The following is a 23,681-nucleotide window of genomic DNA, read 5'->3' as shown; positions in this document are numbered from 1 at the left end:
GTCTGGGAGCTACTCCCCTTCTGGCGCCGATTCTGCGGCCTGCCGCGTCCGCCGTCAAATGCCCGGGCACCGGGGTCGGATCCCCGCAGGGGCCCCGAGCCCATGTTCCCGCCAGAGAGGGGTCAGAGCCCCTGCGGGGATCTGACTCCCGGCGGCCGGTTTACAATAGGTGGATGAATACCCCCCTTCCCGTTGTCCGCCTCAAGAACGCGTGGCGCTCCAGCCACCCGTGGATCTTCCAGAAACTGGTCGAGAAGCCGACCGTCCGGCCCAAGCCCGGTTCCCTCGTCGACGTGGTCGGGGTGGACGGGGAATTCATCGGGCGCGGGTTCTACAACGGGCACTCGCGCATCGCCGTGCGCATTCTTGAAACCCATCAGGCCGTTGCGGTTGATGCCGGCTGGTTCTCGCGCAAGATCGCCCAGGCGGTGTCGCTGCGCCGTGACGTGCTGAAGCTGGACGCCGTGTCCGACGCCTGGCGCGTGGTGCACAGCGAGGGCGATGGCCTGTCCGGCCTGGTGGTCGATCGCTACGGCGACCTGGTGGTGGTCGAGTTCTTTGCCGCCGGCATGTTCCGCCACCGCGAGTGGATCTACGATGCGCTGCGTGAGCAGTTCCCCGGCTGCCGCTTCCACAGCTTCGCCGACGAACACGTGCAGAAGCAGGAAAGCTTCGATTTCCACGGCAACACCACCACCGAAGCGTCGGTGATCACAGAGTACGGGATCAAGTTCCGCGCCGATCCGGCCGGCGCGCACAAGACCGGCTTCTTCGCCGACCAGCGCGAGAACCGGCAATGGCTGAGCCAGCAGGTGGAAGGCAAGAGCGTGCTCGACCTGTGCTGCAACACCGGCGGCTTCGCGGTCTATGCAGCGGCACGCGGGGCCTCGGACGTGGTCGGCATCGACATCGATGAAGACGTCATCCAGATCGCCAAGGGCAATTCGCGCCTGAACAACGTGCGCCCGAAGTTCATCCAGTCCGACATCTTCCCGTGGCTGCGCGATGCCGCCAACCGCGGTGAGCAGTACGACGTGGTGATCCTGGATCCGGCCAAGATGACCCGCGACCGCGACCAGGTGATCAATGCGCTGAAGAAGTACCTGGACATGAACAAGCTGGCGCTGGGCGTGGTCAAGCCCGGTGGCCTGTTCGCCACCTTCTCCTGCACCGGCCTGGTGGCCGAGGACCAGTTCCTGGACATGCTGCGCCGTGCGGCCTATTTCTCCGGCCGCACCCTGCAGATCCTGAAGGTTGCCGGTGCCGGCGCGGATCATCCGTTCATGGCCCACGTGCAGGAATCGCGTTACCTGAAGGCGGTGTTCTGCCGCGTGGTTGATTGACCGCGTGGCGCTGTAGAGCCGAGCCCACGCTCGGCTGATCTGTCTGGCAGCCGAGCATGCGCTCGGCTCTACAAATTGGCCGGCCGCAGCGCTATGGTCGGGTTCTTCCCATTGCCGGTAGGAACCTCATGCCGTCGTTGCGCCGTCTGTCCGTGCTGCTTGCCCTGGCGCTGAGCGCGCCGCTGACCGCCCATGCCATCGAGTTCAGCGCGCAGGAGCTTGCGCGTGCCAAGACATTGCAGCAGCGCCTGCTGACGCTCGACAGCCACCTGGATACGCCGGCCAACTTTGGCCGCACCGGCTTCGATATCGAACAGCGCCATGATCGCAATGCGCTGTCACAGGTGGACTACCCGCGCATGGTCGAGGGAGCACTGGACGGCGGGTTCTGGGCGATCTACACCGAGCAGGGCGACCGCAGCGCCGCCGCCCACCTGGCCGAGCGCGATCACGGCCTGCAGCGCCTGCTGGAAATCCGCGAAATGGTGGCGGCCAACGGCGATCGGTTCGCCCTGGCCCTGACCGCTGACGATGCGGCGCGGATCAAGGCCGCCGGCAAACGCGTGGTCTACATCAGCATGGAGAACGCCAGCCCGCTGGTGGCCGACCCCAGCCTGCTTTCGTTCTATCACCGTGCCGGCCTGCGCCTGCTGAGCACGGTGCATTTCGCCAACAACGAGTTCGCTGATTCTGCGACCGATCCGAAGGGACCGGAGTGGAAAGGCCTGAGCCCGGCCGGCAAGGCGCTGGTGCGCGAGGCGGTGAAGCTCGGCATCGTCATCGACCAGTCGCATGCCTCCGATGCCGTGTTCGACGATCTGCTGGCGATGATGCCGGTGCCGTTCGTGCTCTCGCACAGTTCAGCCAAGGCGGTCTACGACCATCCACGCAACCTCGACGACGCGCGGCTGAAGAAGCTGGCCAAGGCTGGTGGTGTGATCCAGGTCAACGCCTATGGCGGCTATCTGATCGACACCGGCAAGACGGCCGAGCGCAAACAGGCCGAAGAAGCACTCAGCCGGCAGCTGGGAGGCTGGGAAGGCATGGGCATCGAGCAGGGCGTGGCCCTGTTGAAGGCCGAACAGGCACTGGACCACGAACACCCCGTCCGGCACGCCAGCCTGGAGGACTTCTTCGCCCACTTCGAGCACATCCTCCAGGTGGTCGGGCCCGAACACGCGGGCATCGGCCTGGACTGGGACGGCGGCGGCGGCCTGAGTGACCTGCCCGATGTCAGCCAGCTGCCGAAGATCACCGCGTGGCTGCTGCGCAAGGGATACACGGAACAGCAGATCGCCGGCATCTGGGGCGGCAATCTGCTGCGGGTGATGCGGCAGGCGCAGGACTACGCCGCCAGGCAGGGCGGGTAACCGCCCCGCCCGGGCCGGATCTGCGCCGGGCCGTGCCCGGCGCGATCTGGATCAGCGCGCGATCAGCGCATGGCGGCGGCTGTACAGGAAGTACAGCACCAGGCCCGCGACATTCCACAGCAGGAAGTACAGCTGCGTGGTGTGCGGCAGGCTGATGAACAGGTAGATGCAGCCCAGCGCCGCCAGTGGCCCGACGATGAAGGCCAGCGGCGTGCGGAAGGTCCGCTCGCGGTTCGGTTCACGCACGCGCAGCACGACCAGGCAGATGCCTACCGCGGTGAACGCCGCCAGGGTGCCGGCGTTGGCCAATGCCGCGATCTCGTCCAGGCGTGCCACGCCGGCCAGCGCCGACACCACCAGCGCGGTGAACAGCGTGGTGGCCACCGGCGTGCCGGTGCGCGCGCTGACCTTGGACAGGCCACGCGGCAGCAGGCCATCGCGGCTCATGACGAAGAAGATGCGGCTCTGCCCGTACAGGAAGGCCAGCAGCACGGTCGGCAGGGCGATGATCGCGATGACACCGATCACCATCGCCGCGGTGGGGTGGCCGAGCTGGCGCATGATCAGCGCCAGTGGCTCGGCGCTGTGGCCGAACACCGCGTAGCTCATCGCACCCACGGCGGCCAGCGCCACCAGCACGTAGACGATGGTGCAGCCGATCATCGAACCGATGATGCCGATCGACAGGTCGCGGCCCGGGTTCTTGGTCTCCTCGGCAGCGGTGGAGATCGCGTCGAAACCGTAGAAGGCGAAGAAGATGATCGCGGCGGCCGCCATCACGCCTCGCTCGACACCATCCGGACCCAGTGATTTGGCGAAGCCATACGGCATGAACGGCTGCAGGTTGCTGCTGTCGAAGGCCGGCAGTGCCACTGCCACGAAGATGGCCAGTGCGATCAGCTTGAACACCACCAGGATCGCGTTGAGGGTCGCGCTCTCCTTGGTGCCGGCCATCAGCATCAGGGCCACCAGCCAGGTGATGACGATCGCCGGCAGATTGATCATGCCGCCTTCCACGTGCGGACCCGCGGCCAGCGCGGCCGGCAGGGTCACGTCCCAGCCGAACTGGGTGTGGACCCACTCCAGGAAGCCGACGAAGTACCCCGACCAGCCCACGGCCACCGTGCTGACCACCAGCGAGTACTCCAGGATTAGGCTCCAGCCCACCACCCAGGCGAACACCTCGCCCAACGCGCTGTAGCTGTAGGTGTAGGCACTGCCGGCGGCCGGCATCATCGTCGACAGCTCGGCGTAGGACAGGGCCGCGCAGGCGCAGACCGCACCGGCGATGGCGAAGGAGATCAGGACGGCCGGGCCGGCGAGATTGGCACCGACGCCGATCAGCGTGTAGATGCCGGTACCGACGATGGCGCCGATGCCCAGCGCGATCAGGTGCGGCCAGCTGAGTGTCGGGACCAGTCGCCTGCCGGCTTCATGGACGGTGACGGAATCTAGGGACTTGCGCCGGAGCAGGGACATGCAGGCCTCGGAAGGGGTGACTGATAACGACAAGTCTCCGAGTGTGACCGAACGCAGCGCAGCATTACCACTGACGGGGGTCATGCCTGGCGCAGCGCGCGCATGACCGCGACGACACTGCCGGAATCAGCACAAAGGTTGCGGAACGGGCCCGACCGCCGTCGCCGTGCCGGTCAGCCGTTCAGTCCCAGGCGGATGCCGAAGCCGACCAGGAACACCCCGGCCACGCGTCGCAGCGCGTCGCTGACGCGCGGATGCTGGATCAACCGGCGCCGCGCCAGGTTGCCGACCCAGATCAACAGCGAGCAGTAGGCGATGCTGACCACGAAGATGATCCCCGCCAGCGCGACGAAGGTGGCGATGCCCTGGTGCGCCCTGGGGTCGATGAACAGTGGCAGGAAGGCCATGTAGAACAGGATCGCCTTCGGATTGAGCAGGCTGACCAGGATCGCCTGCTGGAAGTAGCGGCCCGGCTGCATGCGGATCGGGCCGGCATCGCCGCCCTCCTGCCTGGGCGTGCGCAGCAGGCTGATGCCCACCCACACCAGATAGGCCGCGCCCAGGTACTGCACGGCGTGAAAGACCAGCGGGTTGGCCTTCAGCAGGGCCGCCACGCCGGCCAGGGCCAGCCACATCAGGATCTGGTCGCCGACCAGCAGGCCTGCCAGTGCGGTGTAACCACCGCGCACCCCGCCCCTGCCGGTGGCGGTCAACAGGGTGAACGTGCCAGGCCCGGGCAGGGCGAGGAACACCAGCACGGCGACCAGAAACGTCCACAGGTCCTGGATGCCCATCCACGGCATGGCGGTGTTCTCTCGCTACGGGGAGCCGGTATTGTCGGCCAGTGCCGCGCGCTGCGACAGGGGGCCGCCGCCGCCCTCGGGCATGCCCGACAGCAGCGGTTGCAGGTGCTGGCGCAGTTGCGCATGCAACTGCCGCACCGCGGGCGAGAACTGCTTGCGGTGCGGGCAGACCAGCTGCAGTGGGATGTGGCTGCCCACACCGCGAAGCAGCAGCTGCAGGCGCCCGGCGAGCACGTCCTCGCGCAGGTCCAGCCAGGACTTGTAGGTGATGCCCTCACCGGCCACCGCCCAGCGCCGCACCACATCGGCGTCGTCGCACACCAGCGGGCCCTGTACCGGGATCACCACGCGACGGCCGTCGACCTCGAAGGCCCAGCGGTCGTAGGCGCGACCACCGAGCTGGTAGGCCAGGCAGTCGTGCTCGCGCAGATCCTCCAGCCGCTGCGGCGTGCCGCGCCGCTGCAGATAGCCGGGCGACGCCGCCAGCACGCGCCGGTTGCCTTCCAGCAGGGGCAGGGCGACATAGCTGGCATCATCGAAGTGCCCGATGCGGATCGCCACATCGACCGGATCGCGGAATACATCAGCCACTTCGTCGGACAGGCGCAGATGCAGCCGCAAGCGCGGATGCATCGCACGGAACCGGGTCAGCCACGGCAGCAGCAGGTTGCGTCCGAAGTCCGACGGGGCAGAGAGCCGCAGCGTGCCATGCAGCTCGGCATCCTCGCCCTGCACCCGGGCCTGGCCTTCGCGCAGGGTCGCCAGCACCTCCTGCGCGTAAGGCAGGTACAGCGCGCCTTCGGCGGTCAGCCGCAGGCTGCGGGTGGTGCGCACGAACAGGCGCAGGTCCAGTTCGCGCTCGAGCCGGGCCACGGCGGCGGCGACCTGACCGGGCAGCAGGTCGGCCTCGCGCGCGGCCTGCGAGAAGCTGCCCAGTGCGGCGGTACGGACGAACAGCTGCAGGTCGTCGAAGCGGATCATTTTCATTGCAGGAGTGAAAGTCCTGCCCGATTGTGCGCCTTTCCGGCGGACCGTGCGCGGCGCACGCTGTGGCCTCCTTTCCCACTGGACCGCTGCCATGCGCGCCATTGCCTATTCCCATGCCGGCCTGCCGATCGACGATGCACAGGCCCTGATCGATATCGACCTGCCGCTTCCGCAGCCGGGCCCGCGCGACCTCCGGGTGGCGGTGCGCGCGGTGGCGGTGAACCCGGTCGACACCAAGGTCCGCCGCAACATGGCCACCGATGGCCCGCGCGTGCTCGGCTGGGATGCCGTCGGCATCGTCGATGCGGTGGGCGCTGAGGTGACCTTGTTCCAGCCGGGCGATGCGGTCTACTACGCAGGCGTGATCGACCGGTCCGGCAGCAATGCCGAGTACCAGCTGGTGGACGAGCGCAGCGTGGGCCGCAAGCCGGCCAGCCTCGATGATGCGGCCGCCGCAGCCCTGCCGCTGACGGCGATCACGGCCTGGGAGCTGCTGTTTGATCGCCTGCGCATCGCCGAGGGCGCAGGCGAGGGCCAGACCCTGCTGGTGATCGGCGCGGCCGGTGGCGTCGGCTCGATCCTGGTGCAGCTTGCGCGTCGCCTGACCCGCTTGACCGTGATCGGCACCGCCTCGCGCCCGGAGACGCAGGACTGGGTGTACGCGATGGGCGCGCATCATGTGATCGACCACAGCCAGCCACTGGCCGAAGGGCTGGCACGGCTGGGCATCGCGCAGGTGGAGCATGTCGCCAGCCTGACCCACACCGACCAGCATTTCGCGCAGATCGTGGAGGTGCTGGCGCCACAGGGCCAGTTGGGGCTGATCGACGATCCTGGCCAGCTGGATGTGATGGCCCTCAAGCGCAAGGCGCTGTCGCTGCATTGGGAATCGATGTTCACCCGCCCGCTGTACCGGACGCCGGACATGCAGCAGCAGCACGTGCTGTTGAACCGCGTCGCGGACCTGGTCGATGCCGGCGTGCTGCAGACCACGCTGGGCGAGCATTTCGGCCGCATTGAAGCGGCGAGCCTGCGCCGCGCGCATGCCGTGCTGGAGAGTCACCGCGCCAAGGGCAAGATCGTTCTCGAGGGCTGGTAGAGGCCTGTCTGCCTCCTGCAGAGCAAAGCATGACCCGGCCCTGCAGGAGGCCTCGCGGTACGTGCCGCTGCCTCAGGGGTCACCGTTGTCGACGTGTTCGGCGAACCCGGGTCGCGGCCGCAGGCGGTCAAACCAGGCGTCAAGGCAGGGCAGCGCGGGCTTGGCGCCGGGGGTGCTGCGCCAGCGCTGGGTGGACAGGCCGAGCACGATGTCAGCCAGGGTGAAGTCGTCGCCGGTGACATACGCTCCCGTGCCGGCCAGCTGGGCATCCAGCAGACCCATGAGCTCATTCCAGCGGGCCAGGCCGGTCTCGGCGCGGTCGTCGTCGGGATAGTCAGGATGCTGCCGCACGCGCGCCATGAACACGTGGCGCCAAGCGGTGTTGAGGTCGGTCGCCTGCCAGTCCATCCATTGCTCGACCTTCGCACGCGCCTGCGCATCTGCCGGCAGCAGGTCAGCGCGTCCGGCGCGGGAGGCCAGGTAACGGCAGATGCTGTTCGATTCCCACAGCACGAAGCCGCCGTCGCGCAGCACCGGCACCTGCAGGTTCGGATTCAGCCCGGCCAGCCGCCGTGCCGACGGTGCCGGGTCGTGCTCGATGGCCAGCCTGAGCTCGGCGCACAGCCACAGCACCTTGCGTACGTTGATCGACGTGGGCTTTCCGAACAGCGCGAGCATGACCGGGGCGGGACGCAGCAGTTGAGACTGGCCCAGCCTACACTGGTGCCATGCAAACCGAATCCCTGCTCATCGCCGGCCTCCTGTTGGTCGTACTCATCCTGCAGCTGGTCGCCCTGCTGCGCCGCCCACCGCATGATCGGCTGGAGCAGGCCGTACGCGAGGAGGCGCGGACGGGCCGCAGTGAACTGCGCGAACAGTTGGATGGCTTTGCCCGGGCGCTGACCGACCTGTCGACCCGCACCGACCAGCGCCTGGACCTGCTGCGCGAGGCGCTGGGCGAGGATGCACGCAAGGCACGCGCCGAAGCCGCCGACAGCCAGCAGCGCAGCGGTGCCCTGCTGGCGCAGCGGCTGCAGGAACTGCGCGGCCAGCTGGAGAGCTTCGGCCAGCAGCAGGAGGCGCGCATCCATGCCTTCGGCCAGCAACTGCAGGAACTCACCGGCCGCACCGATGCCCAGCTCGGCGCGCTGCGCCAGACCCTGGTGGACGATGCACGCAAGGGCCGCGAAGAGGGTGCACTGTCCCAGCAGCGCCTGACCGAGAGCCTGGGCCTGCGGCTGCAGGAGCTGACCCAGCGCAATGAACAGCGCATCGCCGAGATGCGCGCCACTCTGGAAGAACAGCTGCGCGCGCTGCAGAACGACAACGCCCAGAAGCTGGAGCAGATGCGCCACACCGTCGATGAGAAGCTGCAGTCGACGCTGGAAACACGACTGGGGCAGTCGTTCACCCTGGTCTCCGAACGCCTGGAGCAGGTGCAGCGCGGGCTGGGCGAGATGCAGCAGCTGGCCACCGGCGTCGGCGACCTCAAGCGCGTGCTGACCAACGTCAAGAACCGCGGCAGCTGGGGCGAAGTGCAGCTGGAGAACATTCTCGAGCAGACCCTGACCCAGGAGCAGTACGCGCGGGGCGTCAAGGTCCGTCCAGACAGTGGCGAGATGGTCGACATCGCCGTGCGCCTGCCGGGCCGCAGGAACGACGACACGCCGGTATGGCTGCCGATCGACTCCAAGTTCCCGCGTGAGGACTATGAGCGCCTGCTCGATGCGCAGGAGCAGGGCGATGCCGAGGGCGTGCGCCTGCAGGGCATCCAGCTTGAGCGCGCGGTGCGGGTGCAGGCCAAGTCGATCTGCGAGAAGTACATCGTGCCGCCGCACACCACGGATTTCGCAGTGATGTTCCTGCCTACCGAAGGCCTGTATGCCGAAGTGATCCGGCGTCCGGGCCTGGTCGACGGCCTGCAGCGCGATCACCGCGTGGTCGTGGCCGGGCCGACCACGGTCACCGCTCTGCTCAACAGCCTGCAGATGGGTTTCCGCACGCTGGCCATCGAACAGCGGTCCAGCGAGGTGTGGAGCCTGCTGGGGGCGGTGAAGAGCGAATTCGGCAAGTTCGCCGGCATCCTCGAGAAGGCCGAGAAGCAGATCAGCACCGTGGGCCGCAGTATTGGCGACGCCAGCCGCAAGACGCGCACCATCGAGCGCAGGCTGCGCGGAGTGGAATCGCTGGCCACCGAGCAGGCGCAATCGCTGCTCGGCGACCTGGGCGAAGGGGATGCGGAAGGCAGCGGCGAGGATGACGGAAGTGAAGGCGAGAGCGACGCCCGCTGAGCGACGCAGACACCCTGCCGACGGGGGCGATGCGTATGCTGGCGGCCTGTCCATCGCCAACAGGTACCGCCATGCGTTTCCACCTTGCCGCCAGTGCCGCCCTGGCCGCAGTGCTTGCTGCATGCAGCAGTACACCGCCTGCCACGCAGGCCGGTGATGCCCAGCCAGGCCCGGAGGCCACGCAGGCCTACCAGGACGCGCGGGATGTGGACTGCCAGGCCGCCGGCGGCACCCTGCAGCCGCTGGGACGCCTGCAGCGCCTGCAGTGCGTGATTCCATACGCCGACGCAGGAAAGACGTGCAGCAGCAAGCGTGACTGCACCGGCCAATGCCTGGCCAGCGACGGCATCGCCGTCGGCACGGCAGCCACCGGCACCTGCCAGCGCGACGTCAGCCAGAACTTCGGCTGCCGTCAGCGCATCGACGACGGCAAGGCACAGGGCACGCTCTGCGTGGATTGAGGCGTTCCGGCGCAGCCACGTGGCGCTATGCTGATGGGCCATTCCCCGCTGTTGCCGGAGCACCCCGCGTGAGCACCCCGATCCAGGACATTCCCCTCACCACCATCGACGGCCAGCCGTCCAGTCTTGCCGATTACCAGGGCAGGGTGCTGCTGCTGGTCAACGTCGCCTCCAAGTGCGGCCTGACCCCGCAGTACGAGGGCCTGCAGGCGCTGTATGCGCAGAAGCAGGCACAGGGGCTGGAAGTGCTCGGTTTCCCGGCCAACAATTTCCTTGGCCAGGAGCCGGGCAGCGAGGCGGAGATCCAGCAGTTCTGCCAGCTGACCTACGATGTCACCTTCCCGATGTTCGCCAAGATCAGCGTGGCCGGCGATGACACGCACCCGCTCTACCAGCAGCTGATCGCCGCGCAGCCGCAGGCCATCGGCGAAGGCCCGCTGCGCGAGCGACTGTCCAGCAAGGAGATTCCGATCCACCCGGCGCCGGCGGTGTTGTGGAACTTCGAGAAGTTCCTGGTGGGCCGCGACGGCGCGGTCATCGCCCGCTTCGCGCCGGATGTGGCCGCCGATGATGCGCGTCTGCGCGAGGCCGTCGACGCCGCACTGGGCGCCTGATCGCCCGCAATGAAAAACCCCGCCGAGGCGGGGTTTTTCATCGGGTGCCGGCAGGACTCAGTTGCCCCACTGCGGCATCGGCATCGCATCGATCGGGATCGGCGAATTGGGATCGTCCTGGCCGCGGTTGCGCTTGCCACGCAGATCGTTCTCGATCTGGTAGTTGCGACGCTGCAGCCACGCATCACGGACCAGCGCGTACTCGTCCACCGCCGAACTGCGCAGATCGTCCACCGCCAGCAGCTGCGCGCGGCTGTCGACCAGCTGCAGGCCCTGCAGGCCGATGCGGACCTTGTCCTCTTCGATGTTGCGGATCGGCGAGAGCGGCATGTCGCCGGCCAGGCCGAACACATCACGCACGGTGCGGGGACCGAAGAACGGCAGCTCGACGTAGCGCGAGCGACGCCAGCCCCATGCACCCAGCGTCTGGCCGAAGTCTTCCTTGCGGTTGGCGACCATCGCCTTGCTGGCCGGATCGAACAGGCCACCGATACCCAGCGTCGAGTTCATCAGGAAGCGACCCAGCGTGTCCCAGGCATCATCCGGACGGCCCTGCAGCAGCTGGTTGACGATCGTCACCGGCGAGCGCAGGTTGCTGAAGAAGTTGCTCACACCGGTGCGGGCAAAGCGTGGCACCACGTGGGTGTAAGCCGTCGCCAGCGGTCGCGCGACGGCATTGTCGACCGCCACGTTGAACCGGTGCACCTTGCGGTTGAACGGTTCCCACGGGTCGTAGGCCACCGCGTTGCCAGCCGCACCGTCGGCGCCGTACAGCGCGTCGAAATCATCGTCGCCGCCGGGCTGCGCAGCGGCAGCCGAGGCACTGGTTCCAGCAGAGGCGTCCGTGGCCGGAGGCGTATTGGCCGTGGCCGTTTCGCCGCTGGCCACGGGGGTGGGCTCCGCTGCCGGTGCGGGGGCATCGGTGGCGGTATCGGTGGCGGCGGTCGGGCTGGCCGGAACCAGCGTATCGGCAACCGGCGCATCGCTGCGCGCGGGCTTGCCGGCACAGGCGCTGAGCGCGGCGGCCAGGACGATCAGGGGGATAGCGCGTACGACGTTCATGTCAGCTCGCAGCAGAAGTAGCGTTGAAATCCAGGTCGGGCGACAGCCGGTAGGCTGCGCTCAGTTCGTTGTAGCCGGCGGGCATGCCGGAGATCACCAGGGGGTGGCCGGCCTTGCGCGCGCGCGCGGCCAGCTCGGCCAGCAGGGCCAGGCCGGCGCTGTCCACGCGCTCGACCTCGCCCAGTTCCAGCCGTGCCAGCTGCGCCGGCAACGCCTGCAGCTGCGGCCACAGTGCAATGACAGCGGCACGATCCAGCGCCCCGCGCAGGCGCAGGGTGCCGCCTTCCAGCAGTGCCAGCGCGTTACTTGCCATTGCCGGCCGGTCCGGCCTGGATGCTGCCGCTGTGCAGTTCGTTGGCCACCTGTCGGATGCCCTTCTGGCGCAGGGGACTGTCGAACTGGTTGCGGAAGGTCTGCACGTAGGAGATGCCCTCGATGTTGACGTCGAAGATCTTCCACTGGCCGTTCACGTTGCGCATCCAGTACTCGACGGGCGTCGGTTCGTTGCCCGCACGCACCAGCTCGGTGCTCACGCGCACGCCGCGGTTGCCGGGCAGCGGGCTTTCACCCTTCAGGCGGAAGCTCGGCCTGCCCTGGATGTTCAGCAGGGCCGAACCGTAGCGCTGCATCAGGCTGTCGGCCATCGCATCGGCGAACAGCTTGATGTCCGCATCCGACGCGCCGCGTGCATGCGTGCCCAGCACCAGGCGCGCCGCGTAGTCGCGGTCGAAGGTGCGGTTCAGTTCGCTGTCGATGTAGGAGCGCAGGCTGGACGGATTGCTGCTGAACTCGCTCTTGCGCTGCTGCAGGGTGGACAGGATGCGGCTGCTGGCATCGATCACCACTTTGCCGGCCTGGGCCTGCGGAGCGGCGGCAGCGGGGGCCGCGGCCTGCGCCTGGGCGAGCAACGGGGTCGCCAGCAGCAGCGAGGACGCGAGCAGGGCCGGGATCAGTTTCATCTTCATGGTTGCGGTTCCTTTGCAGGCGCCTGTGCGCCATCGTTGGGCTTCGGGTCTGCGCCGCCGCCGGCGCCGCCACTGAACATGTACTTGCCGACCAGCTGGATCAGGTCCACTGCCGGCTGGGTGAAGACGATCTCCTCACCGGGCTTGAGCACTTCCGGATCACCACCGGGCTGAAGACCGATATAGCTCTCGCCCAGCAAACCACTGGTGAAGATGCCGGCCGAGGTATCCGCCGGCAGGTCCTTGACCTTGCTGTCCATGCGCAGGGTCACGATGGATTCGAACTTGACCGGGTCCAGGTCGATTGCGGCAACCTGGCCGACGGTAACGCCGCCGATCTTGACCGGCGCCTGCTTGCGCAGCTGGCCGACCTGGGAGAAGCGCGCCTTCAGCTCGTAGCCGTCACCGCCCCAGCTCCAGCGCTGGTTGGTGGAAGCCACGGCCAGCACCAGCAGCGACGCCAGGGCCAGCAGCAGGAATGCGCCGACGGAGAATTCGAGTCTGGGACCGCGGATGGCCATGGGGAGTACCTGATCGAGTCGTTGTGGCCGCGCGCACCGCGCACCGCCGATGGAAGGGTTAGGTGAACAGCATTGCCGACAGCACGAAGTTGAACATCAGCACCAGCAGGGAGGCATTGACCACCGCACGGGTGGTGGCCACCGAAGTGCCTTCGATGGTCGGCTCGGCGTGGAAACCGACATAGGCGGCGACCAGGGCTGCAGTGCCGCCGAAGATCGCCGACTTCAGCATCGCCACGCCGAAATCGTCCCAGAAGTCGACACTGTTGCGCAGCGCCGACCAGAACACGCCATTGTCCAGGCCGAGCACGTGCACCGCTTCGAAGTAGCTGGCGCTGATCGCCAGCGAACAGAAGATGCCGGTCAGCAGCGGCACGGTCAGCACGGCTGCCCAGAAGCGCGGCGCCACGGCCTTGGCCACCGGGTCGATCGCCATCAGCTCCAGTGCCTTGATCTGGTCGGTGGCGCGCATCAGGCCCAGTTCGGCGGCGATCGAGCTGCCGGCACGGCCGATGAACAGCAGCGCGGTCAGCACCGGGGCCAGTTCACGGTAGAGCGACAAGCCGAGCAGGGTCGACAGGGCATCGGCCGCGCCGAAGGTGGTCAGCGTGCGGTAGCCCTGCAGGGTCAACACCAGACCGACGAAGGCGCCGCCGACAGCGATGATCGGCAGCGAGCGCGCGCCGATCTTGTAGATCTCGCGGGTCAGTTCGCTCAGGAAATCACGGGTCGGCAGCGAACCGCGCAGCACGGTCAGCGAAAACAGGCCGGCGCGGCCCAGCGAGCGGGTGGCTTGGATGAAGGGCATCAGGCGACCCTCGCGCGCGGCTCGGCGTCGAACGGGATGGGGCCATCGGGCTGGCCGTGCAGGAACTGACGCAGCAACGGGTCCTGGCTGGACTGCAGCGCGTCGGGCGTGCCCTGGAAGACGATGCCGCCATTGGCGATGGCGATCACCTGGTCGCAGATCGGCAGCGTCTCGTGCACGTGGTGGCTGACGATGATGCTGGTCAGTCCCAGGCTGTGGTTGAGACGCTGGATCAGGCTCATGATCACCCCGGACGCGATCGGGTCCAGCCCGGTCAGCGGCTCGTCATAGATCATCAGCGGTGGATCCAGCGCCAGCGCACGGGCCAACGCCACGCGGCGCGCCATGCCGCCGGACAGCTCGCGCGGCCAGGCGTCGGCCGCGGCCAGCAATCCCACCGCGTGCAGCTTCATCTGCACCAGCCGGCGCAGCACCGCCGCCGGCAGGCGGGTGTGGGTGCGCAGCGGCAGGGCGACGTTCTCGGCCACGGTGAGGTCGGTCAGCAGGCCATTGCCCTGCAGCAGGACGCCGACGCTCTTGCGCATCTCCAGCAGCTCGGCGCTGCGGTGCGGGATCGGCTTGCCGAACAGGGTGATATCGCCGGCCGCCGGGCGCAGTTCGCCGGTCAGCGCGGCCAGCAGGGTCGACTTGCCGCTGCCGGAGGGACCGAGCACGGCGGTGATGCTGCCCTTCGGCACCTGCAGGGAAACGTCGCGCAGGATCGTGCGTCCGCTCCGGTCGATGCGGACGTTGGACAACTGCACCAGACTGGAGGTGGAAGCCGACATGGGCACCATTAACATTTTTTCGACATCGAAGGATCGGGTCAGCCGGCTGAACATAAGCAGACTGGACGGTGCAGTATTGTGGCACGGCAGGGCCCCGGGCAGGTCGGGACAATCGCCGGGCGACCCGGAACAATCCGTGCCGGTGACAGGTTTGACCATTGAATACTGCCAGCCGTGCTGCACACTGTGCATGATGAGTGACCCGGGCAGCGACTTCCGCCTCTACCATTCCAACTCGCTGGATGTGCTGGCCGCGCTGCTGGCACGCAACGTCCGTGCGCCGATGTCAGGGCAGCCGCTGCTCGCACCGGACGTGGTGCTGATCCCGCAGGTGGCGATGCGGCGCTGGCTGCAGGCGACATTGGCCGCCGAATACGGTGTCGCCGCCAACCTCGAATTCCTCACCCCGGGTGAGTTCGTCGCCCGTGCGCTCAACGCCAACGTCGATGGCGAAGCCGACGATCTCGATGCTGCCGGCCTGCACTGGCGGCTGTACCGGGCGCTGCGCGATCCGGCGCTGCTCGGGCAACCACCGATGCGCGCGCTGCAGTCCTATCTTGCCGGCAGCGATGGGCTGAAACCCTGGGCCCTGGCCGGCGAGCTGGCGTCGGTGTTCGAGAAATACCAGGCCTGGCGGCGCGACTGGCTGCTGCGCTGGGAGGCCGGGGCCGACCCGGCCGATCCCCAGGCGATCCTGTGGCGCGCCGTTGCCGGTGGGCATGGCTACCGCGCGCGCCGCATCCAGACCTACCTGGACCGCTTCGAGGGTGCCGGCCAGCCATTGCCGCAGGGGTTGCCGCCGCGCATGTCCGCATTCGCGACGCTCAACATCTCCCCGGACGTGCTGCGGGTCATGGCGACCCAGGCGCGGGTGGGCGAACTGCATTTCTACCTCCCCACCCCGGTGCAGTCGTACTGGGGCGACCTGCAGACCCTGGCCGAGCGGCTGCGCAGCGGCGCTCCCGATCCCTTCGGCGAAGCGGCGGGAGAAAACCGCCTGCTGGAAGCCTGGGGCGCAGCCGGCCGCGACTTCATGGCGGTGCTGGGCAGCTATGAAGTGGTACACCCGGCCGGTGAGATCGCCGCCTACATCGACCCGGAAGACGATGCGCGGCCGACGATGGCCGACGGCGGCCTGTCCGACAGCCTGCTGCACCGCCTGCAGCGCGATCTGTTCCACCGTCGGGCGCTGCCGTCCGGCGAACTGCGTGATGGCCTGGCCGGCGATGATCCCAGCCTGCAGGTGCACGCCTGCCACACCCGCCTGCGCGAACTGCAGGTCCTGCACGACCAGCTGCGTGGCCTGCTTGAGGATGACCGCTTCGACCCGCCGCTGCAGGCCCGCGAGATCGCCGTGCTGGCGCCGGACATCGATCCCTACGTGCCCTACCTGGAGGCGGTGTTCGGTGGCCGCGGTGGCGAGGACGACCACATTCCCTACGCGTTGGCCGACAGCAGTCCGCTGGCGGGCGAACCGCTGGCCGATGTGTTCGTGCACCTGATTGGCCTGCCGGTCTCGCGGTTCGGCCTGAATGAAATGCTGGATCTGCTGGCCAGCGCGCCCCTGGCCGAGGCAGCCGGACTGGACGCGACCGACTTCGACCGCCTGCATGGCTGGCTGCAGCAGGCGGGCGCACGCTGGGGGCTGGATGCGGACCATCGCGCCCGGCACGGCGCTCCGCCGGATGATGCCTACACTTGGCAGTTCGCGCTGGATCGTCTGCTGCTGGGCCATGCCACCGGCAGCGATGCCGACCTGGCCGGCGTCGCGCCGTGGACCGGGCTGGAAGGTGGCGCGCTGGATGCGCTGGACCGCCTGCTGCGCCTGCTGCGGGTACTGGCCGCCTACCAGCGCCGTCTTGGCGAGACGTTGACTCCGGCGCAGTGGCGGCAGCGCTTGCTGTCGCTGCTGGATGCGCTGCTGCCGACCCCGCCCGGCTCACCCAACAGCCAGCGCGCGCTGGAGCGGCTGCGCAAACTGCTCAACCAGTTCGCCGAAGACGCGGACAAGGCCGGCTTCAGCGACGGGGTGCCTCCCGAAGTGATACGTGCGCATTTCGCCTCCGCCCTGGCCGAAGCCGACACGCGTGCACCGCTGCTGACCGGCGGCATCAGCTTCGGCCGCATGGTGCCGATGCGATTGCTGCCGTTCCGGGTGATCTGCGTACTCGGCCTCAATGATGGCGATTTCCCGCGTCGCGATCCGGCGGCCGGCCTGAACCAGCTCACCGCCGAACTGGACACGCCCCGACGCCGCCCGGGCGACCGTTCCACCCGCGAGGACGATCGCTTCCTGTTCCTGCAGCTGTTCGCCGCCGCACAGGACGTGTTCTACCTCAGTTACCTCGGCGCCGATCCGCGCGATGGCAGCGTGCGGGAACCGTCGGTGCTGGTCAGCGAGCTGATCGACGCCGTGGCGGCCTACCACCTCGATCCAGCCGCCGCCGCCGCGGCATTCACGGTCCGCCACGCGCTGCAGCCGTTCTCCCCCGCCGCGTTCGGCGATGGCGACCCGCGTCGCTTCAGCTACCGCCGGCAATGGCATCCCGCAGCCGGTCGCTTGGCCGGGCAGCGTGGCGGGCTGTCGCCGTGGTTCGACGCGGCGGCGCTGCCGCCGCCGGTCGAAGCTGCGGTGGAAGAGGAGCTGTCTCTGGAAAGCCTGCGCCGTTTTCTGTGCGATCCGGCTGGGCAGTTCCTGTCGCAGTCTCTGGGCCTTCGACTGGCCGATGAGGTCGAGGACGTCGTCGATCTGGAGCCGCTGGTGCTGTCCGCGCGAGGGCCGGACACGCGCAGTGTGCAGGCCGCGGTGGTGCGTGCCACCCTCACCGGCGATGACGACCCGCTCTACCCGAGGCTGCGCGCACGCGCGCTGGTGCCATCCGGCGCGCTGGGCGAGCGGCAGTTCGAGGTGGAACAATCGAAGACCCGCCCCTATGCCGACGCAATGCTGGGCTGGATGCAGGGCGTACAGCCGGAAAGCCGCCGCTATGAGGTCCAGATCGACGGCGTGCGCCTGCACGGCCGGGTTGCCGATCGCCATCCCGGTGGTCTGGTGCGGCTGCGCGCGGGCACGCTCAACGGCAACGCGGCGATCCGCCAGGGGCTGGACTGGCTGCTGGCCAATGCGGCAGGCGACGCGTTGCCGCTGGTCCAGTTCCACGACGGCGGTGACGCCGGTCAGGGTCCGCACGTCCTGCCGGCACTGTCCGTGCCCGCGGCGCGGGCCGCCCTGCGCGCGCTGCTGCAGCTGCGCCGGCGTGGCCTGCGTGAGCCGTTGTGGTTCGCTCCCTACACCGGCTGGGTGCTGTACACGACCAGCGGCGAGAAACAGCGCAGCGAGGGCTGGAAGCAGTGGCATGGCAGCGACCGCAGCTGGGGCGAATCCCGCAGTGACGCCTGGCAGTTGCTGATGCGCGGTGCCGATCCCTTCGCAGACGACGCCCGGTATGCCGAGCTGCTGCACAACAGCCAGGTGGTGTTCGGCGCGCTGCGCGAAGGCCGCGTGCCCGGCGCCGGTTCACATACAGAGGTCACCGGATGAACGCTACCGTGGCAGGGGCCCCCATCGAACATCCCGGTATCGACCCGTATCTCGCACTGCCCCTGGATGGCGTCCGCCTGATCGAAGCCAGTGCCGGCACCGGCAAGACCTTCACCCTGGCCACGCTGTTCACCCGGCTCGTGGTCGAGCAGGGCCTGCGTATCGGCCAGATCCTGGCGGTGACCTTCACCGATGCCGCTACCCAGGAACTGCGCAAGCGCATCCGTGAGCGACTGGCGCTGGCCGCGCGGATGGTCGACCTGCCTCCGGGCGACGGCGAGGCACCCGACATGCGGTTGACCCGGCAGATCCTGCGGCGCCATCTCGATGCCGGCAATGAGAGCGCGGCGGCGCTGAAGCGTCGCCTGCAGGTCGCTGCCGACGAAATCGATCTGGCCGCGATCTTCACCATCCACGGCTTCTGCACCCGCGTGCTGCGCGAGCACGCACTGGAGAGCGGCCACACCTTCGATCCTCCGGAGCTGCTGACCAGCGACCGCGAGCTGATGGAGGAACTGGCGGCTGACCTGTGGCGCGTGCACGCCAACGATCCGGCCACACTGGAGCCGCTGACCTTGTTGTGGTCGAGCCCGGACGCACTGGCAGGCGACCTGCGCGCGCTGCTGGCCGCACCGCCGCTGCATCCATTGCCATTGCCGACGCTGCCGGACGATCCGCGGCCGCGGATGCTGCAGGCCGCGCAGGTCCTCGCGGCCGCCATCGACTCCGGTCTTGATGCGGCCCGTGGGCAGATCGCCACGGCGTTCGAGAAGAAGGTCTTCGATGGACGTCGTGCCAAGCGGCCGAGCTTCGACAAGGCATTCTCCACCCTGGTCGCCGGGCAGGCCGGCGCGGACTGGTCACGCGATGGAAAACTCCATCTGGAGAAGCTGCTGCCCACTTCGATGCAGGCGCTCTGCCGGGACGATCAGCAGGGCGCATGCCCGGATGCACCCCTCTTCGACGCATTGCAGGCCTGGTGGGATGCCGCCGACGTGGTCATGTCGTGGCTTCGCCAGCGCGCGATCCGCTTCCTGCACGCCCTGCGCGCCGAAGCCGCGCAGCGACTGGCCCTGTTGAAACAGACGCGACGGGTGCAGACCTACGATGACCTGATCGACGGCGTGGCGCTTGCCCTGCAGGGGCCGCAACGGCTGACGCTGGTGCAACGGCTGCGCGCTCAGTACCGCATTGCCCTGGTCGATGAATTCCAGGATACCGATGACCGTCAATGGGGCATCTTCCACACCCTGTTCGGCGATTCGCCGGAGGTGCGCGAACTGGGACTGGCGCCAGCGCTGTTCCTGATCGGCGATCCGAAGCAGGCGATCTATGGCTTCCGCGGCGGCGACATCCATACCTACCTCAAGGCCAGGCAGGTTGCGCAGCCTGCGCCGGCACTGGACCAGAATTTCCGCTCGCGGCCTGCGCTGCTGCGCGTGCTGCAGATGCTGTACGACAACGGCGGTGAGGACTCCTTCCTCGAGCGTGACATCCGCTTCGAGCCGGTGCGGCCGGGCGGCGTACGTGTAGATGCGGATTACCAGCGTGATGGCCATGCCGCCGCAGCCCTGACCCTGCGCGTGCTGCGCAGCGGCGGTGACAGGCCGCTGGCTTCCGATGCCTCCCGCGAGGCAGCGACGCGGGCGTGTGTGGCCGCCATTCACCAGGTGCTGGTGGACGCGCGCGCCGGCAGGGCCCTGCTGCGTGGTCGCCCGGTGCAGCCGGCTGACATCGCCGTGCTGGTGCGTTCGCATCGCGAGGCCACGCTTGTACAGCGTGCGCTGGCGGCTGTTGGAGTTCCCGCGGTGGCAGCCGGCAGGCAGAGCCTGTTCGCCACCAGCGAAGCCCGCGACCTGCGCGCGCTGCTGCTGGCCCTGCTGCAACCGGCCGACGAAGGCCGACTGCGTACCGCGCTGGCCACCGTGCTGCTCGGCCAGCCTGCCAGTGCGATCGCAGCGATGGAACGCGAAGGCGACCTGCAGCGGGGATTCCAGGCGCAGCTGCTGCACTGGCGCGAACGATGGCAGCGCGGCGGCCCGTTCGCGGTGATCGCCGACGTCTGCGCCGCACAGGGCGAACGCCTGCTGGCGCTGATCGATGGCGAGCGCCGGCTGACCAATTACCTCCAGCTCGGTGAGCTGCTGCAGGAGGCGTCGGCACAGGCGCTGGGCATGCATGGCCTGCTGGACTGGCTGCAGGGCCGGATGGCCAGCGCCGACCAGGACGATGAGCAGCAGCTGCTGCGCCTGGAATCGGACGCGCGCCGTGTGCAGATCATCACCCTGCACAAGAGCAAGGGCCTGGAATACCCCTTGGTGTTCCTGCCGTTCGTGGGCATCGAGCGCGGCGCGAACAACAGCGCTGCACACTGCACCGTGCATCTGGACGGCGAGCGCCAGCTGCACTGGAAGCTCGACAGGGACGAGGTGTGGGACGCCGTCAGCCGCCAGGCGCGGCACGAACAGCAGGCAGAGGACGCGCGCCTGCTGTACGTCGGCATGACCCGAGCCGAGCACGCGCTGTGGATCGCCATCGGTGACCTCGCCGGTCTTGCCAGGACCCCACTGGCGCCATTGCTGGGCGACCTGCAGGCCCTGCGCGGGTGCGCCGATGTGCAGGTCGACGACAGCGAGCCGGTGGCGCAGCTGCCGCAGCTGGCGGTGGAAATGGACGGCGAACTTCCGGCAGTGCGCACGCAGGCGCGTCGCGTGCCCCACGACTGGTGGGTATACAGCTTCACCCAGCTGGCCCATGCCGATGCCGGCAGTGGCAGTGACATCGAGGCGGCCGCCACCGAACTTCCGGCGCCGGCGGCCGACGAACCGGTTGGCGCGGAGCTGCCCCTGGAGCCCGCGCTGCCGGATCCTGCCGCGACCGAAGAGGCCGCGCCGGTCGACCCGCGTTTCATGGGCAGCCGCTTCGGCAACGTGCTGCACGAAGCGATGGAGAACGTCGACTTCGCCGCATGGGGCGCCTGGCAGCCTGGCCAGGAAGCGCCGGAAGGCCAGGCCGCCGTGCTGCGCAAGGCATTGCGCGAAGAGGGCTATGCAGATGCGGACCTGGATGACGGCATCGCGGTGCTGGTGCCACTGGTCGGCCAGACCCTCATCGCGGAGCTGCCGGAGGGCGGCGCGCTGTACAGCGTGCCCGCGCAGGATCGTCGTGCCGAGATCGACTTCCACTTCGCCATCGAGCCGACCGCTGTGCCGGCGCTGCTGGATGTACTGCATGCCCATGGCATCGCCAGCGCGCGCCGGGGCTTCGGCCAGCGCCGCCGGCTGGAAGGGCTGATGACCGGCATGATCGACCTCACCTACGTGCGCGATGGCCGCTGGTACGTGCTCGACTACAAATCCAACCGGCTGCCGGGCTACAGCCCCGACCTGCTGGCCATCGCCATGCGCCACAGCGAGTACGACCTGCAGGCCCTGATCTATACCGTCGCGCTGCATCGCTGGCTGCGCTTCCGGCTGGGGGCGGCCTACCGCTACGAACGCGACATGGGCGGCATCCGCTATCTGTTCTGCCGCGGCCTGGATGGCACTGGCAATGGTGTCTACACCGATCGTTTCCCGCTTGAACTGGTGGACGCGCTCGATGCATTGTTCGCCGGAGGCAGGCAGGCCCAGGCCGAGCTGGCGGCGCGCGCGCTTGGAGCCAGCGCATGAGCCTGCTCAGGGATCTGTACCGCAATGGCCAGCTGCGGACGATCGACCACGCCTTGGCGACCGGCCTGCAGCGCCTGCGCACGGACACCCCGGAGGACGTGGCCCTGGCGGCGGCCCTGGCCTCGCTGGCGGTATCGCTGGGGCATGCCGGTTTCGATCCGGCGCAGCCGCACCGGCTGCTGGAAGGCGTATCCGCCTGGCCGGCGCCGCAATCCTGGATCGAGCAGCTGCGCGCCTCGCCCTGGGTCGCGACCCCCGGGCGCGCCGATGCTGTCGCAGATGACGCCCCGCTGGTGATGGAGAATGGCCTGCTGTACCTGCGCCGCTATCGCGAGTACGAGCGGCAGCTGGCGGCAGGCCTGCAGCGCATCGGCGGCCATCCGCTGCCGGCGCCGGATCTGCCCGCGTTGGCGCCTCTGTTCGCACGGCTGTTCCCGCAGGCCCGGGATGCCGAGGATCATCAGGCGCGCGCGGCAGGCGTGACCCTGCGTCATCCCTTGGCGCTGGTGACCGGAGGACCCGGCACCGGCAAGACCACCACCATCGCGCGCCTGCTGCTGTTGCTGGCTGCGCAGGCAGCGCATGCCGGCCAGCCACCGCCGAAGGTGGCCTTGGCCGCACCGACCGGCCGCGCCGCAGAGCGGATGGCTGAAAGCCTGCGTCTGGCCGTGCAGCGGTTGCAGGAGGAGGGCCTGGACCCGGCGCTGTGCGCCGCATTGCCTACCACCGGTACCACGCTGCATCGCCTGCTGGGCGTCATTCCCGACTCGCCCCGCTTCCGCCACCACGCCGATAATCCGCTGCCGCTGGATGTGGTGGTGATCGACGAAGCGTCGATGATCGATCTGCCGATGATGGCCAAGCTGGTCGATGCCATCGCCAGCGGCACCCGCCTGATCCTGCTCGGCGATCCTGACCAGCTGCCCTCGGTCGAAGCCGGCGACGTGCTGGGCGCGATCCTGCGAGCCAGCGGTGATGGCATGGGCACGCGCGTCGATGATGCACTGGCGTTGCAGGGGGTGTTGGCGGCACCGGCATTGCAGCCGCCGGCGCCGGTCCATGCATTCACCGGTAGGCGGGTGCAGCTGCAGCGCGGTTACCGGCAGAGCGACGCATTGGATCTGGCACCGTTGGCGCGTGCCGTCCGCGATGGCGACAGCGTCACCACGCTGCGACTGTTGCGCAGTGGCGAACTGTCGGGAGTCCGCTTCCACGAAGGGGAGCCGGATCCGCTGCGTGACCAGCGTGAGCATCTGCTGGGCCGCTGGCGTGCATTGGCCGATATCCGGGACCCGGTCCTGGCACTGCAGCAGGCCGGCCGCCTGCGCGTGCTGACCGCGCTGCGTGAAGGGCCGCAGGGAGCCCGTGGCCTCAACGAGCGGATCGAACAGCTGCTGGCCGGCACCACCCCGGGCTACTTCCAGGGGCGCCTGCTGCTGGTAACCGAGAACAGCTATCGGCATCGCTTGTTCAACGGCGATGTCGGCATCTGCCTGCGCGACAGCACGGGCGCGATGGTGGCGTGGTTCCCCGGCGACACCGCCGATCAGCCGCGCGCCTTCCATCCGGCCGCATTGCCGGCGCACGAGAGCGCGTTCGCAATGACCGTGCACAAGGCACAGGGCTCGGAGTTCGATGAGGTCTGGCTGCAACTGCCACGGCAGGACAGTCGCGTGCTGTCGCGCGAGCTGATCTACACCGGGCTGACCCGTGCCCGCCAGGTCCTGCATGTGGCGGCCAGTGCCGACGTGCTGCAGGCCGCGCTGAAGCGCCATGCCAGTCGAATCGGCGGCCTGGCCTGGCGGCTGGGTGCCGAAGAGGTGGCCGAACAACCAGCGCGCATGGAACAGCCCACGGTGCAGGGCCAGTTGTTCTGAA

The 23,681-nt window shown here is 68.6% G+C and carries 19 protein-coding genes; 9 read left to right on the top strand and 10 right to left on the bottom strand.

The genetic code is table 11. The features are described from left to right. Window positions 1-173: 173 nt before the first annotated feature. Together ACZK08_RS19480 and ACZK08_RS19475 are read left to right on the top strand one after the other, a co-directional pair. Entirely contained in the window at window positions 174-1,343 is a 1,170-nt protein-coding gene (locus ACZK08_RS19480) for a class I SAM-dependent rRNA methyltransferase (protein WP_053517230.1), read from the top strand. Window positions 1,344-1,471: 128 nt separating this feature from the next. Further along, window positions 1,472-2,713 (top strand): dipeptidase, encoded by a 1,242-nt coding sequence (locus ACZK08_RS19475; protein ID WP_065182140.1) that lies wholly within the window; start codon window positions 1,472-1,474, stop codon window positions 2,711-2,713. 51 nt (window positions 2,714-2,764) lie between these two features. On the opposite strand, the gene ACZK08_RS19470 is transcribed toward ACZK08_RS19475, so the two are convergent. From ACZK08_RS19470 to ACZK08_RS19460, 3 genes are all read right to left on the bottom strand, one after another. After that, window positions 2,765-4,192 (bottom strand): amino acid permease, encoded by a 1,428-nt coding sequence (locus tag ACZK08_RS19470; protein WP_053517233.1) that lies wholly within the window; start codon window positions 4,190-4,192, stop codon window positions 2,765-2,767. Window positions 4,193-4,365: 173 nt separating this feature from the next. After that, on the bottom strand, window positions 4,366-4,995 hold the full coding sequence (gene leuE / locus ACZK08_RS19465; RefSeq protein WP_053517234.1) for a leucine efflux protein LeuE: 630 nt from the start codon (window positions 4,993-4,995) through the stop codon (window positions 4,366-4,368). A gap of 15 nt (window positions 4,996-5,010) precedes the next feature. Beyond that, entirely contained in the window at window positions 5,011-5,982 is a 972-nt protein-coding gene (locus tag ACZK08_RS19460) for a LysR family transcriptional regulator (protein WP_065182141.1), read from the bottom strand. A 91-nt stretch (window positions 5,983-6,073) separates the two neighbouring features. On the opposite strand from ACZK08_RS19460, the gene ACZK08_RS19455 reads away from it, so the two are divergent. Further along, entirely contained in the window at window positions 6,074-7,081 is a 1,008-nt protein-coding gene (locus ACZK08_RS19455; RefSeq protein WP_065182142.1) for a zinc-binding alcohol dehydrogenase family protein, read from the top strand. A gap of 72 nt (window positions 7,082-7,153) precedes the next feature. Here the strand turns inward: ACZK08_RS19455 and ACZK08_RS19450 are convergent, their stop codons facing one another. After that, window positions 7,154-7,759: a glutathione S-transferase family protein gene (locus tag ACZK08_RS19450; protein ID WP_065182143.1), complete on the bottom strand. Its 606-nt coding sequence runs from the start codon at window positions 7,757-7,759 to the stop codon at window positions 7,154-7,156. 50 nt (window positions 7,760-7,809) lie between these two features. On the opposite strand from ACZK08_RS19450, the gene ACZK08_RS19445 reads away from it, so the two are divergent. The 3 genes from ACZK08_RS19445 to ACZK08_RS19435 all read left to right on the top strand — a co-directional run bounded on the left by ACZK08_RS19445 (window position 7,810) and on the right by ACZK08_RS19435 (window position 10,447). Continuing rightward, on the top strand, window positions 7,810-9,372 hold the full coding sequence (locus tag ACZK08_RS19445; RefSeq protein WP_065182144.1) for a DNA recombination protein RmuC: 1,563 nt from the start codon (window positions 7,810-7,812) through the stop codon (window positions 9,370-9,372). Window positions 9,373-9,443: 71 nt separating this feature from the next. After that, a complete protein-coding gene (locus tag ACZK08_RS19440; RefSeq protein ID WP_065182145.1) occupies window positions 9,444-9,833 on the top strand; it encodes a hypothetical protein in 390 nt (129 codons plus the stop codon). Between the two features lie 68 nt (window positions 9,834-9,901). After that, window positions 9,902-10,447: a glutathione peroxidase gene (locus ACZK08_RS19435; RefSeq protein WP_065182146.1), complete on the top strand. Its 546-nt coding sequence runs from the start codon at window positions 9,902-9,904 to the stop codon at window positions 10,445-10,447. Between the two features lie 57 nt (window positions 10,448-10,504). On the opposite strand, the gene ACZK08_RS19430 is transcribed toward ACZK08_RS19435, so the two are convergent. Genes ACZK08_RS19430 through ACZK08_RS19405 form a run of 6 tightly spaced genes read right to left on the bottom strand, consistent with a single transcriptional unit; the run spans window position 10,505 to window position 14,591 of the window. After that, window positions 10,505-11,509, bottom strand: a complete 1,005-nt coding sequence (locus ACZK08_RS19430) for an MlaA family lipoprotein (RefSeq protein ID WP_065182147.1) — start codon at window positions 11,507-11,509, stop codon at window positions 10,505-10,507. A gap of 1 nt (window position 11,510) precedes the next feature. Next, on the bottom strand, window positions 11,511-11,822 hold the full coding sequence (locus ACZK08_RS19425; RefSeq protein WP_053517244.1) for an STAS domain-containing protein: 312 nt from the start codon (window positions 11,820-11,822) through the stop codon (window positions 11,511-11,513). Beyond that, a complete protein-coding gene (locus ACZK08_RS19420; protein ID WP_053517245.1) occupies window positions 11,812-12,474 on the bottom strand; it encodes an MlaC/ttg2D family ABC transporter substrate-binding protein in 663 nt (220 codons plus the stop codon). The genes ACZK08_RS19425 and ACZK08_RS19420 overlap by 11 nt, the downstream gene beginning before the upstream one ends. Next, the gene (gene mlaD, locus ACZK08_RS19415) at window positions 12,471-12,995 is read right to left on the bottom strand and encodes an outer membrane lipid asymmetry maintenance protein MlaD (protein WP_053517247.1); all 525 of its coding nucleotides are present in this window, start codon (window positions 12,993-12,995) and stop codon (window positions 12,471-12,473) included. The genes ACZK08_RS19420 and mlaD overlap by 4 nt, the downstream gene beginning before the upstream one ends. 58 nt (window positions 12,996-13,053) lie before the next feature. Next, window positions 13,054-13,803 carry an MlaE family lipid ABC transporter permease subunit gene (locus tag ACZK08_RS19410; protein WP_053517248.1) on the bottom strand — a complete coding sequence of 250 codons (750 nt, stop codon included), beginning with the start codon at window positions 13,801-13,803 and terminating at the stop codon, window positions 13,054-13,056. Next, window positions 13,803-14,591 carry an ABC transporter ATP-binding protein gene (locus ACZK08_RS19405; RefSeq protein WP_065174056.1) on the bottom strand — a complete coding sequence of 263 codons (789 nt, stop codon included), beginning with the start codon at window positions 14,589-14,591 and terminating at the stop codon, window positions 13,803-13,805. Before ACZK08_RS19405 ends, ACZK08_RS19410 begins: the two co-directional genes overlap by 1 nt. A gap of 190 nt (window positions 14,592-14,781) precedes the next feature. Here ACZK08_RS19405 and recC point away from each other — a divergent pair, with 190 nt between their 5' ends. From recC to recD, 3 genes are read left to right on the top strand one after another with little or no spacing between them, the layout of a single operon-like run. Continuing rightward, complete coding sequence (recC, locus tag ACZK08_RS19400; RefSeq protein WP_065182148.1) at window positions 14,782-18,132, top strand: exodeoxyribonuclease V subunit gamma; 3,351 nt, start codon at window positions 14,782-14,784, stop codon at window positions 18,130-18,132. Then, window positions 18,129-21,803, top strand: a complete 3,675-nt coding sequence (recB, locus tag ACZK08_RS19395) for an exodeoxyribonuclease V subunit beta (protein WP_478452368.1) — start codon at window positions 18,129-18,131, stop codon at window positions 21,801-21,803. Before recC ends, recB begins: the two co-directional genes overlap by 4 nt. Continuing rightward, a complete protein-coding gene (gene recD / locus ACZK08_RS19390) occupies window positions 21,800-23,680 on the top strand; it encodes an exodeoxyribonuclease V subunit alpha (protein WP_065182150.1) in 1,881 nt (626 codons plus the stop codon). The genes recB and recD overlap by 4 nt, the downstream gene beginning before the upstream one ends. Window position 23,681 lies beyond the last annotated feature (1 nt).

This window comes from Stenotrophomonas sp. 112478_Sma (genome assembly GCF_056479905.1).
Note: the sequence above shows the minus strand (reverse complement) of the source record. Positions and strands in the feature narration are given on the sequence as shown.